The 14647-nt window shown below is 37.0% G+C and carries 14 protein-coding genes; 7 read left to right on the plus strand and 7 right to left on the minus strand.

The window, feature by feature from the left end; genetic code table 11:
• Nucleotides 1–54 precede the first annotated feature (54 nt).
• The 3 genes from MJG50_RS22135 to MJG50_RS07610 are packed head-to-tail and all read right to left on the minus strand — an operon-like array spanning nt 55 to nt 4616.
• Nucleotides 55–183 (minus strand): hypothetical protein, encoded by a 129-nt coding sequence (locus MJG50_RS22135; RefSeq protein WP_275695536.1) that lies wholly within the window; start codon nt 181–183, stop codon nt 55–57.
• A 22-nt stretch (nt 184–205) separates the two neighbouring features.
• Nucleotides 206–2962, minus strand: coding sequence for a DEAD/DEAH box helicase (locus MJG50_RS07605; protein ID WP_431307266.1), 2757 nt, complete (start codon nt 2960–2962; stop codon nt 206–208).
• 28 nt (nt 2963–2990) lie between these two features.
• A complete protein-coding gene (locus tag MJG50_RS07610; RefSeq protein ID WP_240254238.1) occupies nt 2991–4616 on the minus strand; it encodes an SWIM zinc finger family protein in 1626 nt (541 codons plus the stop codon).
• A 303-nt stretch (nt 4617–4919) separates the two neighbouring features.
• On the opposite strand from MJG50_RS07610, the gene MJG50_RS22445 reads away from it, so the two are divergent.
• The 3 genes from MJG50_RS22445 to MJG50_RS07620 all read left to right on the plus strand — a co-directional run bounded on the left by MJG50_RS22445 (nt 4920) and on the right by MJG50_RS07620 (nt 7771).
• The gene (locus MJG50_RS22445; protein ID WP_490374914.1) at nt 4920–5021 is read left to right on the plus strand and encodes a YwzD family small protein; all 102 of its coding nucleotides are present in this window, start codon (nt 4920–4922) and stop codon (nt 5019–5021) included.
• Nucleotides 5022–5280: 259 nt separating this feature from the next.
• A complete protein-coding gene (locus MJG50_RS07615) occupies nt 5281–7146 on the plus strand; it encodes a GAF domain-containing sensor histidine kinase (protein ID WP_240254240.1) in 1866 nt (621 codons plus the stop codon).
• Nucleotides 7121–7771, plus strand: a complete 651-nt coding sequence (locus MJG50_RS07620; RefSeq protein ID WP_240254242.1) for a response regulator — start codon at nt 7121–7123, stop codon at nt 7769–7771. Before MJG50_RS07615 ends, MJG50_RS07620 begins: the two co-directional genes overlap by 26 nt.
• Before the next feature lie 175 nt (nt 7772–7946).
• On the opposite strand, the gene MJG50_RS07625 is transcribed toward MJG50_RS07620, so the two are convergent.
• Nucleotides 7947–8408: a hypothetical protein gene (locus tag MJG50_RS07625; protein WP_240254244.1), complete on the minus strand. Its 462-nt coding sequence runs from the start codon at nt 8406–8408 to the stop codon at nt 7947–7949.
• A gap of 545 nt (nt 8409–8953) precedes the next feature.
• Here MJG50_RS07625 and MJG50_RS07630 point away from each other — a divergent pair.
• Entirely contained in the window at nt 8954–9496 is a 543-nt protein-coding gene (locus MJG50_RS07630) for a glycerol-3-phosphate responsive antiterminator (RefSeq protein ID WP_240254246.1), read from the plus strand.
• A 76-nt stretch (nt 9497–9572) separates the two neighbouring features.
• Here the strand turns inward: MJG50_RS07630 and MJG50_RS07635 are convergent, their stop codons facing one another.
• Together MJG50_RS07635 and gloA2 are read right to left on the minus strand one after the other, a co-directional pair.
• A complete protein-coding gene (locus tag MJG50_RS07635) occupies nt 9573–12308 on the minus strand; it encodes an EAL domain-containing protein (protein WP_240254248.1) in 2736 nt (911 codons plus the stop codon).
• A 177-nt stretch (nt 12309–12485) separates the two neighbouring features.
• A complete protein-coding gene (gloA2, locus tag MJG50_RS07640) occupies nt 12486–12872 on the minus strand; it encodes an SMU1112c/YaeR family gloxylase I-like metalloprotein (protein ID WP_240254250.1) in 387 nt (128 codons plus the stop codon).
• Nucleotides 12873–13354: 482 nt separating this feature from the next.
• On the opposite strand from gloA2, the gene MJG50_RS07645 reads away from it, so the two are divergent.
• The 3 genes from MJG50_RS07645 to MJG50_RS07655 all read left to right on the plus strand — a co-directional run bounded on the left by MJG50_RS07645 (nt 13355) and on the right by MJG50_RS07655 (nt 14061).
• The gene (locus MJG50_RS07645; RefSeq protein ID WP_240254252.1) at nt 13355–13573 is read left to right on the plus strand and encodes a DUF1659 domain-containing protein; all 219 of its coding nucleotides are present in this window, start codon (nt 13355–13357) and stop codon (nt 13571–13573) included.
• A gap of 34 nt (nt 13574–13607) precedes the next feature.
• Nucleotides 13608–13826, plus strand: coding sequence for a DUF2922 domain-containing protein (locus tag MJG50_RS07650; protein WP_240254254.1), 219 nt, complete (start codon nt 13608–13610; stop codon nt 13824–13826).
• Nucleotides 13827–13896: 70 nt separating this feature from the next.
• Complete coding sequence (locus tag MJG50_RS07655) at nt 13897–14061, plus strand: YvrJ family protein (RefSeq protein ID WP_240254256.1); 165 nt, start codon at nt 13897–13899, stop codon at nt 14059–14061.
• 166 nt (nt 14062–14227) lie between these two features.
• Here the strand turns inward: MJG50_RS07655 and MJG50_RS07660 are convergent, their stop codons facing one another.
• The gene (locus tag MJG50_RS07660) at nt 14228–14617 is read right to left on the minus strand and encodes a VOC family protein (RefSeq protein ID WP_240254258.1); all 390 of its coding nucleotides are present in this window, start codon (nt 14615–14617) and stop codon (nt 14228–14230) included.
• Nucleotides 14618–14647: the final 30 nt, after the last annotated feature.

Here is a 14647-nt window from a genome sequence, read left to right on the forward strand (position 1 = left end):
GAATGTTCGTAAAAATCAACAAAAAAGGGTAAAAGGGGATAGTCCCCTTTACCCCTATTTCTTCAACTTTTCTTCCACAAGCTGATAAAGCTTTTGCCATGGCTCTGTTTTGTCCTTGTGCTTCTCATCAGCGACAAATTTCTTTGTTCGCTTTTTCCTCTGACTAGCAATTTTTTCAGCCACGCGTTACAACTCCTTTCGTTACTTAGAATGACCCGAGTAGGTCTTTCAGTTCGGTTGTGGAGAGTTCAGTGATCCAGTTTTCACTTTGGATGATCTCATCATTAAGTGATTGTTTCTTTTCGAGCATTTCATCAATCTTTTCTTCTAGTGTCCCTGTGGAAATCAATTTATGCACGTGAACAAATCGCTTTTGACCAATTCGATAGGCACGGTCTGTCGCTTGATTTTCAACAGCGGGATTCCACCAACGATCATAGTGGATGACATGATTTGCTTCGGTGAGATTTAACCCTGTACCTCCAGCCTTCAGTGATAGGATTAGAATTGAGTACTTTCGATCTTGAAAGTTATCAATCATCTCGTCACGCTGTGCTTTTGAAACACTGCCATTTAAGAAAAGGACATCCTCGTTAAATCGATCAGCCAACGTATCGCGAATCATCTCACCCATTTGAATGTATTGGGTAAAAATCAAACAACTTTCATTCTGTTCACGTATATGATCAACAAGTTCAAGGAGCTTCTCCATTTTATTCGAACGTTCCCCGATATCCCTCGGTTGATCTTCCTTCAAATAAAGTGCTGGATGGTCGCAAACCTGTTTTAACTTACTGAGCATTTTTAAAATAAGACCTTTACGCTGTATGCCAGCAAGCTGCTCTACCTGCTCCAATGTATCCTTGACGAGCTGCTCATATAAGGACGCTTGCTCAACAGTTAAAGGACAATATTCCTTTTGCTCAAGCTTATCTGGTAAATTCAAGGCAACATCTTTATCGTTCTTTGTTCGTCTTAACAAGAATGGTCGAATCAAACGTTGAACCTCAGCAATTTTGTCCTCATCCCGATCCTTTTCGATCGGCGTTACATAGCGTTTTTGAAATTGCCCCAGACTCCCCAAATAACCACCATTAATATAATCAAAAATGGACCATAGCTCAGTTAAGCGATTTTCCATCGGTGTTCCAGTTAATGCAATATGGTGGTCCCCTTTTAACTTACGAATGGTGCGGGACTGCTTTGTTTGCGCGTTTTTAATATTTTGCGCTTCATCTAAACAGATTGTTCCCCAATCAAAAGTAGAAATTTCTTCTTCATCAAGATGAGATAATCCATATGATGTTAATACAATATCCGCGTTCGCTGCTTGTTGTGTAAATTCTTCTCCTTTATAACGTCCAGAACCGTAATGAAGGTGCACACGTAAAGTAGGCGAGAATTTCTCCAACTCCTTTTGCCAATTCCCTAATACCGAAGTTGGACAAATAATAAGTGCAGTCTTCGCACTACTTTCTTTAATAGCTAGAAAATAGGCAATCATTTGAATCGTCTTTCCAAGCCCCATATCATCAGCTAAACAAGCACCAAAGCCGAACCTTCGTAAAAATAATAACCAATCAACACCCTGCTGCTGATACGGTCTTAGTTCACCCTTAAAGCTTCCGGGAATAACTGCTTTCGGAATTTCTTTAACGTCTGTTAATTGGGTAATCATTTGTGATAGATGGCGGTTTAGCTCTATTTGAATCCCTGCAAACGGTCGTGAAGATTCCGTTTCTTCTTCTGAAGACTGTTCACTAAGAGCAAGCAGCTCCTGTTCTAACACATCTCGGACATGCAAGCCATCCTTGTTTGCCTTTTGTAAAATCGACTGTACCTGTTTAATAAACGCAGGGTCAAGCTTGATCCACCTACCACGAATGTTAACAAGTCTTCTTTGTTGATTCACAAGGTCGAGAAATTCCTCTTCCGATAAATCAACACCATTTGTCGAAAAGCGCCAATCAAAATTGATGAGCGATTGCAATCCAACGAATGACTGCCTTTTACCACCTACAGAGGTTTTTACCCTTGCTTTAACAGCGAGTTGAGCATCCTTTATCGCTTGCCACCATGCAGGTAGTAATATTTCGACACCAGCATCAACCAGGAGTGAACTAGCATCCGTTAAAAACTCCCACGCCTGCTGTTCTGTTAATTCATTTATTATTCCTTCTTCACCCTTTAGCCAAGGAACAAGCTTACACCACATTAGTTGGTCTTGCTCCACCTTTTCGGCAAACAGTTCCCACTTTTTCGGACATATCCCATGGTAGATGTGCGAATCATCTTGAACTTCTTTATTTCGCAAAATCGTTTCAAGCTTCCAAGTACCATTATCAAGTTCAGGCTCATCAATGCGTAAAACGACATCAAAAGGAGTAAGATCTTTTTTCCAGCCAATTCGTTCCAACCAATTATTTTCATCCACGACAGACGTGGTTGCAGTGCTTTTAATGAGTGGGAATGCTTCGACAACCTCATTCCAAATTTCAGATAATGAATGGTCACGCTCGAACCAGTCGGAAAGAGCAGCTGAGAACCAGTCTTGAGTTAAACCACTAATCTCTACTCCGATTGGTTTCCAGCCAAACCTACCTTGACTCCATTCATGAAAATCGGGCATGAATTGCCCTGATTCAATGTATGGTAGTAAGGGTGTTGCAATCTCTCGAAATGTGCCTGCAACTTCATCTAATTCGCATCGAAGCAATGAATTTTCAGGCGATTGAGCAAAAAAAGTAAATGCTTGCCATGGTGACAGCAGTAGTGCTGGAAGTTTATCAACCATTACCTCTTTGAGAAAGGTTCCGTAGAATGAAGCCTCATGCCATGCAAGTACATTTTGTTTCCATTCTTGTACATCAAGAGGGGTTCCTTGCTCATCTGTACACCAAATGTAAAACCCTTTTTCCTCATCCCAAACTGAATGGATGACGAGTGTATCTGTTAACATCATTTATCACCAACTTTTTCGCACTAGATCCTTATTCCTTCACAATTAATGAAGCCCGCAAAAGCTCCTCTTGAAAGGCACGCAGTCTTTTTTTTGATGCAGCAAGCGTCGTAATATACGACTCCCATACATCTTCCTTTTTTAATCGTTTGTACTGAGTACGGACCCTCTTCAAATATTTAACTGCCTTTTTATAACTAGCTCGATTTTTTAACTCAATTGCATTCATGATGGCATGATGGTAAAAAGGCAATAGGGCTTGGCGATCATTTTCCTCGACAAGCTTAATATCATAGCGATCACACTCACCAATTTCATAGCCAGCTAACATTTGAAGCTCGACCCATTTTCGATAATCCTCAGCCTCTATTAAATAATCCGAATACTCCATGTAGCTATAAGGGATCAGTTGTTTCATCGCAGCTACATAGGGTGAATCATCATGCTCTATTGCATATCCCGATATTTCTTTTAAGTATGAACGAGTCATACGTCTTCGTCCTTCATGATTTGGAATCCCGCTAATATATGGAGGAATATTTTTAAGAGTATACTCTATCCAAAGGCGCGCCCTTTTCCACTCCTTTGTATCAGTTAAATAACCAATCCACCAAAAACTATAGGGGACAACTTGATAACTTAGTTTTTCCATTGTAGCTATTGCGTTCATATCATCCTTTTGCAAAAAGTGTAGATGAGCAACAGCAATTTTTTCCTCATCTGAACAAATTTTTGAAGATTCACGTTCAGATAAATAGGTTTCTTCCTGTTCAACCAACTTCTTATGATGTAAGAGGGTTGCCCAAATTAGTCGATACATTTGCAGCCGTTCAAATTGAAATGGAGTATCGGTGGTGGTAAGTAAGCTATTCCTTATTGGTTCTATGCTTTCCTCGATAAGAGAGTCCAATGAAAATGGCAAGGAAACTCGATTCAATTGATTGCAATTTTCAAAAATAATGTCAGTAAAATTATGGAAATATGGTTTTACATATGTTTCGATTTGGTAATTTTTCAATTGTAAGTCGTTAATTAATTCGATTATTTTATTCATACAAAAAAGAGCAGAGTGTAGAAGAAATATCTTTTTTAACTCAACCGCAAGTGGTGCTTTCCTTTTTAGGACTTGAAAAAAGGAATGATAAATGGTTGAAAAAAAGAAATGATTTTTAGCTGGGTAACTCCTTTCGAATGTTGAAAATTCTTTGTTAAAAAAGTCAATCCAGCTTTGGAGTGAAATCTCTGTATATTCTTTCTGACGATCCTTAATTTTAGTAATTGCTAATGTTTTTGGAGTACTTATCATTGGTTTGTTTCCTGCTTTCCACTCCTCAAGCAACGAACCAATCCTGTCCACACTTGAATACATATAGAAGAATACAGCCATCTTGTGCCGACAGAAATCCTGAGAAGGGCATGTACAAGTACTCATATCTAAAAAATCAAGATCAAGTGTGACATCTACAGGGATGATATCCTGTACTCTACCATCAACCTTGTGGTCATTCTGGCTTACATTGTACACGCTTCCTTGGCGATATAGTAATAATCCCTTTTTTATTAAATTCCGATCTTCTTCAGTCTCATATGTAATAATGCTCTTCAACTTTTCAGCAAAATGAAGAACTAGTTCTTTAGATAGGTCATTATGGAGCAATGATCATCACCTCAAAGGTTATTCATATTAAAGCAGAGTCTATTTTTATCCATCCTTTTATTATAGCGCAAAATCGAAAAAAATCGGTTATAGAATAGAAGTTTTCATCAATTTCAAAATAATTTTTAAAAATATACGTTTAGACAGTCTCTTTTAGCAGGGACTTAACGTAATTCTATAGTAGTTGCTGTTCAGTGGTAATGATTACGTTAAAAAATTCGTCTTCGAGGTGAATAATACTTGGATTTAAAACATTCTAATAAAAATAATATCCAAATTGATTTGAATCAAATTCGAAAAATAATGATTCGGGCATATATGATAGGAGAAAACAGTACACAAATAAATACGAAACAATTCATTAACGATATAGCTAATGACATCAAAAACGTCCGAAGTAACTAATACAAATGTAGACCTCTCCTGAACAAGTAAATATACTACTTTTGTAATATAGAAATAATAATTTTGTTGCATGGAAAAAATGTAATAATTTTGACATAATTGTCACCACAAACATTTTCAAAAGTGTTTGTGAAGCCCGGTATTGGTCAGTGCTCATAAATCATTCGACCAGTCTGGGTATTTCTATACCAATAGGTTGTTATTTTTCCACGGTAAATATATGATTGATTTGACTGAATGTTATGAATAGGGGGAAGAGATGAATATTCCAGTTGTATCTTCTCAGAGGCGAGAGGATTATGCGAAGTATTATATGACCATCATTTCAGTAATTGGTTGGGGAATTATTATTGGCGCATTTTTTTATGTGGATAAGCCTAGCAATTTTACGGAGCTGTTGCTTTTAACGGTCTTTTTATTTATTTGTGAATTTTATCCTATACCAGTATTACGAGGATTCACAACTATTACCTTTCCGCTAATCTTTGTATTGTATATCATGTTTGGACTTTCATACCCGATCATCATATACGCGGGAGTTGTTGTCCTTGTAAATATCATCCATCATCGACCATTAAGGACATTAATATTCAATCCAGCCCAGTTAGCAATCAGCTTTTTCCTAGCAGAATTTTTTGTTTATCGTACAAATTTAGGTGGAATAACCGTTTTTCAATCAACAATAATTGAAGGTATTTCAGACTTCACACTTCTATTAATCTTATTTTATATATTCAATAATGTAATAGTTGATGTTGTTTTACTTCTTAGACCACAACCATTTACATTTGCTATTTGGAAAGAGAAAACATTAGTAGAGTTAAACAGTGCAATTTTTTCATTTATATATGGAATTATGATATTTATACTCGAAAATCAAAATTCCAATAGACTAGATGCATTTTATCTTTTTTTCTTTTTCTCACCATTGGTGGCACTATCCTTTTTAAATGCGGTCATTTCAAATTTAAAAATGGAGAAAAAACGATTAAATGCACTTTTCTCAATATCAACTGATGTAAATAAACGGATACATACAAATGATTGGATTGAAACGTTGAAAAAGGGCTTTGGTGAGGTGGTAAATGTTCAGGCAATCTTCTTATGGGTCAAGGAAAATGGCGAGTGGAAAATTCTCTATTCGGAGGGAAGAGTTAACCCCTTCGACAAGCTCTCCGGAGAAGCGCTAAATCGCTTTGATGGGAAGAAGGCGCCAATCGTATATCATGACCGAATTAAAAGATTAGGACCGATAGATGAATTTTTTAAAAAAGACATGAAATCCTTTGTTTATTCACCTCTTGTTGTTGAAAATGAAACAATCGGCATGCTTGTGGTAGGAAGAAGTCGAGTGAGAAGCTTTGAAGATGATGATATTCACTCAATTGCTACGCTGTCAAATCAGCTGGCGATTGCTGTTAAAACAAGAATCCTAATTGAAGAACAGGAAAAAAGATTAATTTTAGAAGAACGTAATCGAATTGCACGGGAAATCCATGATGGGGTCGCACAAACCTTGGCAGGTGCTATTATGAAGCTAGAAACTGCCAACCGAAAATTTAATAAAAGTCCAACAGAAACAAAAAGATTAGTAACTGACAGTATTTCAAAGCTCAGACAAAGTTTAAAAGAAGTACGGGAATCCATCTATGAGCTTCGTCCATATCCAACTGAACGGGTAGGACTGCCGGCAGCGATAAAAAAACGAATAGAAATCATAATAGGAGAATACAGTTTAGAAATTAGTTTCGATATACGAGGCAAAGAGGTGCCACTCAGTTCTATGGTGGAAAAGGAATTATTCGATATTTTTCAGGAATGCTTGCAAAATAGTATTAAGCATGCGAAAGCATCAAGGGTTGAAATTCTATTAAGCTATCAAAAGGAGCATATCATCTTAAAAATAAAAGATGATGGTGTAGGCTTTTCCCTGTTTCAAGCAATGATAAAAGCGCAAAACAATCCTCATTTTGGGATACTGAACATGAATGATGCCGCTGATAAAATTAATGCCTCACTCCAAATTGACAGCAAAGAAGGGGAAGGAACGGATATTTCATTAACCGTTCCGAAAATGGGACTTGAAGGGGGTAGTACTGATGATCAAGCTTATGTTGGTAGATGACCACGCTGTATTACGGGACGGATTGCGAAATATTTTAGAAATGGAAGATGATATCGAGGTTGTAGGGGAGGCTGTTTCAGGGGACGATGCATTGTTGAAAATTCCTACCTGCCAACCTGATGTAGTCTTAATGGATATTAATATGCCTCAAAAGAATGGGATCGAAGTAACAGGCATTTTGAAAAAGCAATTTCCGGCAATGAAAATTTTAGTGTTAACCATGCATAGTCATGATGAGTATTTTATGGCGGCGATTCGAGAAGGTGCGGACGGATATTTATTAAAAGATGCCCCTTCAGATCAGGTGGTTGAGGCAGTCCGCACAGTGGCAAGAGGCGAATCAGTGATCCATCCATCTATGACGAAAAAGCTTCTTAATTTCCATCAGCAACAAGAGCAAGCAAAGGACACAGCATTGACAGAACGTGAAAGGGAAGTCCTCCAATGTCTTGTAGAAGGTTTGAGCAATAAGGAAATAGCGGACAGATTATATATCAGTGATAAAACGGTAAAAATCCATGTGAGTAAGATTTTCAAAAAATTCGAAGTCAAGAGCCGCTCACAAGTAGTCATCTACGCCGTACAAAACCAACTCGTACCCTTAAACCCACCCAATGGAGCTTAATTGAAAGGCTGAGGCGCTTCGCCAACCCCGACAAGCAAATGTTCTGTTGCAAAAAAATCCGCTCTTCTACTTTTTTGCAACAGGTTAATTGATCTCGAGGGGTTAAGTGCCAAAGCTAGATGATGAATTGCCGGGTTGCCTGACACCATTGTGGACAGTGTGGATAAGTTTACATTCATTGATAGGACCAGAGTATGGTCCATTTCTTCTTCTCATGGGCAACAAATATATCCTGATGAATTGTAAATGTCCCAAAGGTGCTTTTGAAGGTTTGGGTAATGGGAACTTTATAAACCCCTTGTAGGGTTAATGCATTTTTATTCATCTTCCAAGTTTCTAATTCTTCAGCCTTACCGATTGTATACGTAAAGGTGTCCGTACCGAAATGCCCTACAAATACATGATTTCTTTGCTGGATATAATTACTTTTATCAAATTTCTCCTTCATTTGGGGGTGAAATAATTCCCATGAGCTACTGAAATCGGCATCCTGCTCATATTGGTAAAACGACTTTACAAGAGCCTCAGCTTCTGACTCTAGAGAAGTGTGGAATAGTGAAAAAAGAAAAATAACAAAAATAATAACTCCCACTGTTAGTAAAATCAATGGTATAGGTAAACTACGTCTTCTTCTCATAACTAAAAAAGTCCTCCTTAAGCTAGAATATAAGATATGGGTATGCAGAAGGGGAGTTGTCCTAGTACAAGAACCTAAAAGTTATAAAATTCATTAATTTCTACGCATTCAAAAAGTGGTAGATAATGAAAAATACCTAAACTTTATATTATTCGACAAAAAGTAAGTAATTCCTGTTGGGAAAGTTGACCTAAAAAAACACCAATATTTCATATAAAAAGGTGTCTATTTTCCCAATATACAAAATTGAAAGTACTTGATACTATATATATATGGTCGAAAATGAGAGTTACATGTCGAAAATAGATATGTGCTTTGATGATTGACTTACATGATTAGTTAAGGTAGGGGGAATATGGGGTTCTTACTACTAGTAACTATTATCAAAACCTGTAGAACTTTTTCTCTTTTTACCCTACTTGAATGAGTAGGGTCTTTTTTTATGAAAGTTTAAAATTTTGCGTTTAAATATCTAGCTCCAGCGCTTTTCTTGGTTTTCTATGGTATAACTAAGTGAAAGGCTAGACAAAGGACGTGAAAAATAAATGGAACAAAAAATACTACCAGCTTCGTCAAATATGAAGGAATTTGAGGCTTTTTTAGAAAGTAAATATGAAATCGGTGTTTTTCTAGAAATGCATATTGCTCAATTAAAAAATATTCAAGCATTGGCAGCAAGACATGGAAAGAAGATGATATATCACGTTGATATGATACATGGTATTAAAAGCGATGAGTATGCAGCAGAATATATTTGCCAGGAATTTAAACCATATGGATTAATTTCCACGAAATCTGGCGTAATTTTAAAAGCAAAACAAAAAGGTGTAATCGCGATTCAAAGGGTTTTTCTAATTGATACACATGCTCTCGAAAAGAGCTATAAATTAATTGAGCGGAATCGCCCGGACTATTTGGAAGTCCTCCCAGGGGCGATGCCTTGGATGATAAGGGAAGTAAAAGAACGACTAAAAACACCTTTATTTGCAGGTGGACTCATACGTACAAAGGAAGAGGTTGAGAATGCTCTTGAAGCGGGAGCAACTGCGATCACAACCTCAACTAGAGCACTATGGGAGCAATTTTAACAATGGGAGGTCAGGCATTACGTATATACGGTTTATAGTCAAACAAGGTCCTTTTTCGTATTATTAATGCCTGCCCCTATTTACTCAACCAAATTTGTTCGAATTCACTTTTTAAAAGTGGTTTGCTGAAAAAATAGCCCTGTCCATAATCGCAGCCTTCCTTAATTAGAAAATCAATTTGCTCTTGTTTTTCAATCCCTTCTGCCACAACCTTTACATTTAAGCGCTTCGCCATCGTAAGAATCATTTCAATAACTACTTTTGAATCCTTATCAAACCCACTTATGAATGAGCGGTCTATTTTTAAGTAGTCAATCGGCAATCGATGTAGAATACTGAGTGAACTATAACCAGTCCCGAAATCATCTAAGCTTATTTTAAGTCCAAGCTGTTTGAGCTTTTGGATCATATCCAGTGAATTTTCAAAATCAATCATTGCACTTTCTGTAATTTCAATATTCAATTTCTGTAAACAAACGCGTTTTCCTTTATTTGCGTAATCAATTAGATTATAAATATTTTGGCGACCAAATTGTTTTGCAGAGATATTTATCGAAATGCTAGGTAGCTCATAGCCACGATCCATCCAGTTGCGAAGCGATTCGAATACATCTTTTATAATCCATTCACCCACCTCTACAATCAGCCCTGTCTCCTCAAGTAATGGTATGAAAACATTCGGAGGCAACAACCCTTTTTTAGGATGGTTCCATCTTATTAATGCTTCAACTCCACTCAACTCACCTGTAAGTAAATGAACTTGTGGTTGATAGCACAGGAAAAACTGTTCCTTATCGATTGCAATTTTCAAATCTTCCTCCATCTGGAATCTTTCTTCAACCTCTGTTAAAAGTTGCGCTTGATAAAAGACACATTCATTATTAAACCGTTCCTTTGAGGTGTACATGGCAAGATCAGCTTTACGCAGTAATTCCTCAATATTTTCTCCATCTGAAGGATAATTGGCAACTCCGATACTTGTTGAAATTTGTAATGTATGGCCTTTGTATAAAATCGGCTTGCGAATTTCCAAAGCAATTTTTTCTGCAATTTCTTTAATAACAAGATGATCCGATTCTAGCAAAACGATTGTAAATTCATCGCCACCTATATGATAGGCAGTGTTTTGTAATGCCAGATTATTTAATCGAGTTGCAACCTCTTTTAACACTGCATCTCCAGCAAGATGCCCATATCGATCATTCGTTTTCTTAAAGGCGTTTAAGTCGAGAAACATCACACTAAAAGACTCATGTTGAGCTATTTTCTCAGTAAGATCATTCGTCAATTTTCGATGATTTGGCAGGTTAGTAAGGGAGTCATGGTATGCCATGAATTTAACCTTCTTTAATGATTGAACATGTTCGGTCACATCAATGACACTACATATAAAAGCAAGGTCATTATGAAAGGAGAACTGTGAAGAATGAACCTTTATATAGAAGTGCTCTCCATTTTTTTGTTTACCTTTCATTGAAAAATGTACGTATGTTTGATTATCCTGTATCCTTTTTGAAATTTTTTCTTTTAAATAAGGGTGATCTTCCTCTGCAACAATATCCCAATAAGTTAAGGTCTGCAGTTCCTCTGTACTATAGCCGAACATTTTACTCATCATTGCATTTGCATAAATAATATAATCATGTTGCTGGATAAAAACCCCAACAAAGTTTTCCTCTACGATTGAGCGATACTTGCTCTCGGCATTTTGGAGAGCAAGGATATTGCTTTTTATATCCGTGATATCTCTAAGAACAACATAGAATCCGATGACTTCACCGTCTATTTCAACTGGAATTACCTTCACATAAACATCGAGTACCCGGTTACTAGTCGTATATATGCGTATTTCACTTTCAATAATCTTTCCTTCGAGAGACTTAAGGAACTGGTCTGCCATAAAATTAAGATCTCCCTTATAAATAAGGTGTTTAAATGAGCCTCCGAGGACCTCTTCAATTTCAAAGCCTGATAATGCAGCAGCAGCTTCATTCATATTTAAAATATTTCCTTCAGTATCCAACATGAAAATTGCATCAGGATTAAGGTCATATAGTGATCGATAGTATCTTTCTTGATATTTGAGTTTTGTCATTTGTTTAATTAGCTTTTGTTGATAAAAATTACTTATAATTGTAGCAAAAACGAGAAATATCACACCTAAAACGATGAAGATAATCATTTGTTCCAAGTTTGCATCTTCGGGATGGTGATGTGCATGGTGTACGGCACCATTCATTGATATATAATGGATGGCTGTAAAAGAAAATCCAAGCCACCCACCGACTTTGATGCCGCTTTTGAAGCTAGGTGTTTGTCCCCACTCTTTTTTGAAAAATGTACAACAAAGTAAGCTGAAAATAAAGCCAATAAAAACAGCCAATAAAAACCATTTATTATTAAGAGACATCGATAAAGTATGATAGGAGTACATCCCCAAATAATGCATGGCGCTTATTCCAATTGTGAATGTAATACTAGCAGCTAATACTGAAATATTGGATCTCGTCAATATTAGCATTCCTAAAAAGCTAGTACATAAAATGATGATAAAGGATGCGACTAAAAAGCCGATATTAAAATGAAAAGTAGCAACGTTTTTGAGGGCTGCAATCCCGATAAAATGTGTTGTCCATATACCAATACCTAAAGTAATTGATGATAAAATGGTCCAAAAGTTTCTTCTGCGGCCATTACTCTTTCGAACAATATTTAATAGCATATCAAAACTAACAATAGACGAAGAAAAGGCAATAATAATGGAAAATAACAGATATGGAATGCGATAACTATTGATGTCAATTTGAAGCACGGAAACCACCTCAACCCGTAAGCAAAATCAGGAATAAGTATCCATACTAGTATGAACTACTTTATGAAAAATATATTCTATTATGGTGGCTTGGCGGAAAAGTATGTGCTTAGGTTCCAGGTGGGGCTGGCACCACGAATTACGTTAGTGTCATGTAGGGAAACCTTGATTTCTCAGTTATTTTTCATATAGTTCAATTGGCAGTCCATCAGGGTCAGTCAAAAAGGTATACTTCTTATTTGTAATAGGGTCAACTCGAATGTGTTCAACAGGTATACCATGTCCTGATATATCTTCAACTGCTTCTTCAATATTTTCTACTTCAAAAGCTAGATGACGTAACCCACATGCCTCAGGGAAGTTAATACGCTTTGGCGGAGCCGGGAATGAAAATAATTCAATCTGATAATCACCACCAATCGCCAAATCTAGCTTATACGAATCTCGCTCCTTCCGAAATGTTTCTCCAATAATCTGTAATCCTAGTATTGTCGTGTAAAAATGCTTTGATGCAGGATAGTCTGAGCAGATGATTGCAATATGATGAATTCTTTTTAACTTCATATAAAAACCTCCAATAGAAACGTATAAGATCAAGCGAAAGCGGGAAAGATGATTCATGTATTCCCCCTTTTTTATATCCTCCCTTGTGGAGGCTTTTTTTTGTTTATTTTTAAAAGATTAACATAAATAAATTTGTGTGCAAATATCATGGAAAGTGCGCGTGCAAATATGAGATAGAGCGTGCATATATTTGGTTGAGCGAGCATATATGTGGGGTAACGTGCAAATAATTGATTGAGCGAGCATATATGTGGGGTAGCGTGCAAATATTTGGTTGAGCAAGCATATATGTGGGGTAGCGTGCAAATAATTGATTGAGCGAGCATATATTGGTGAGATCGTGCAAATAAGAGATAGAGCGAGCATATCTTTGTGAAAACGCGCAAATAAGCAAATATCTCCGGGATTATAAAAAGTTTTTTATACAAATGCCCCTTTTTTTGACCTTCTCCCTATAACTAGGGTGAAAGGAGGTGAAAGAAATGGCACAAGCATTTATTAAAGATTCACAACTACGTTTAGTTTTCGAGGATGGCTTAGATGATAAAGGTAAAATGACCTTCAAAAACAAGAACTATAACAACATCAAGCCTACTGCAACTTCTGATGGTTTATACGCCGTGGCGGAAGCAATTGATGGACTTCAAAGCAGAGCACTCGTAAATGTTGAACGTAACGATTCACACTTACTATCGCAGTAATGGTATTTAAAAACGATGAAAGGAGGATGACCAAATGGCGAAAACATTAGAAATGCTATTCACAAACGAAGATGGAAAGTCAGCAACAATCTCGATCGAAAGCCCAATCGAGCCGGTTGATCCAGTAGCAGTATCAGCCGCTATGGACACGATTCTAACTGCAAATGTATTCTCGACTACAGGTGGAGATCTCGTTGGAAAACGAAGCGCTCGTATTGTAGAACGTAATGTAGAAGAACTCACAGTCAACTAACAAACGAAGGCCAGCTCTCTCATGAGGGTTGGTCTTTTAAAGTGATAACAATATGAAGGAGGTGTAGAGAATGGAACAGTGGTTGGCTATCATTCAGGAGGTAGGATTTCCGATTGTAGTCACTTTTTACTTGCTTCATCGAATTGAGACGAAGCTAGATTGTGTGATTGATGCAATTCAAATGAAGCCCTTGAATAGGAATGAAGAACCATACCAAACGAAAAAAACAGTATAACCGTAATAAAAAACACATGGGTTCTAATAGAATACCATGTGTTTTTGTTGATTGAATATTTAAAATAATAGATATATAATGCAAGTAAATGGTTTCGAGGAAGAGAGGAGCTGAACTCCATGATAGTAGCACTTTATCTCTGTGGTATCATAGTAAAGCTAAAGCCTTATCCTTTAGGTGCTACCAACTCCACCTTTATCCGATCTGGGTCCTCAAAATACACAGCATAGTGCCCCGTGCCACCCGCATATGGTGTTTGATCCTTATACAAAATGGATATCCCTTTTTCCTGTAATTTAATAATCATATTATCAACCTGTTTCTTCGACTTCGCATGAAAAGCCAAATGATTCAACCCAACCCTGCATCGATGGTATTCGACATCCGCAAAGCGTTCCTCGACCTGCACGAACACAAGATAGGTTTCACCATATCTCCAGCTCACGCCTGAGTCCCACTTTTGAAAAGCGACATATCCCAATTCCCCTAAAAACCACTCCCAAAATACAATCGATTTCTTCAAATCCGAAACATATATTTCGATATGATGCAGCATATATACAACCCCTTGTATAAAGATATTTAC

Origin of the sequence: Fredinandcohnia quinoae (genome assembly GCF_022427965.1) — a bacterium.
Taxonomy (GTDB): Bacteria; Bacillota; Bacilli; order Bacillales; family Bacillaceae_L; genus Ferdinandcohnia; species Ferdinandcohnia quinoae.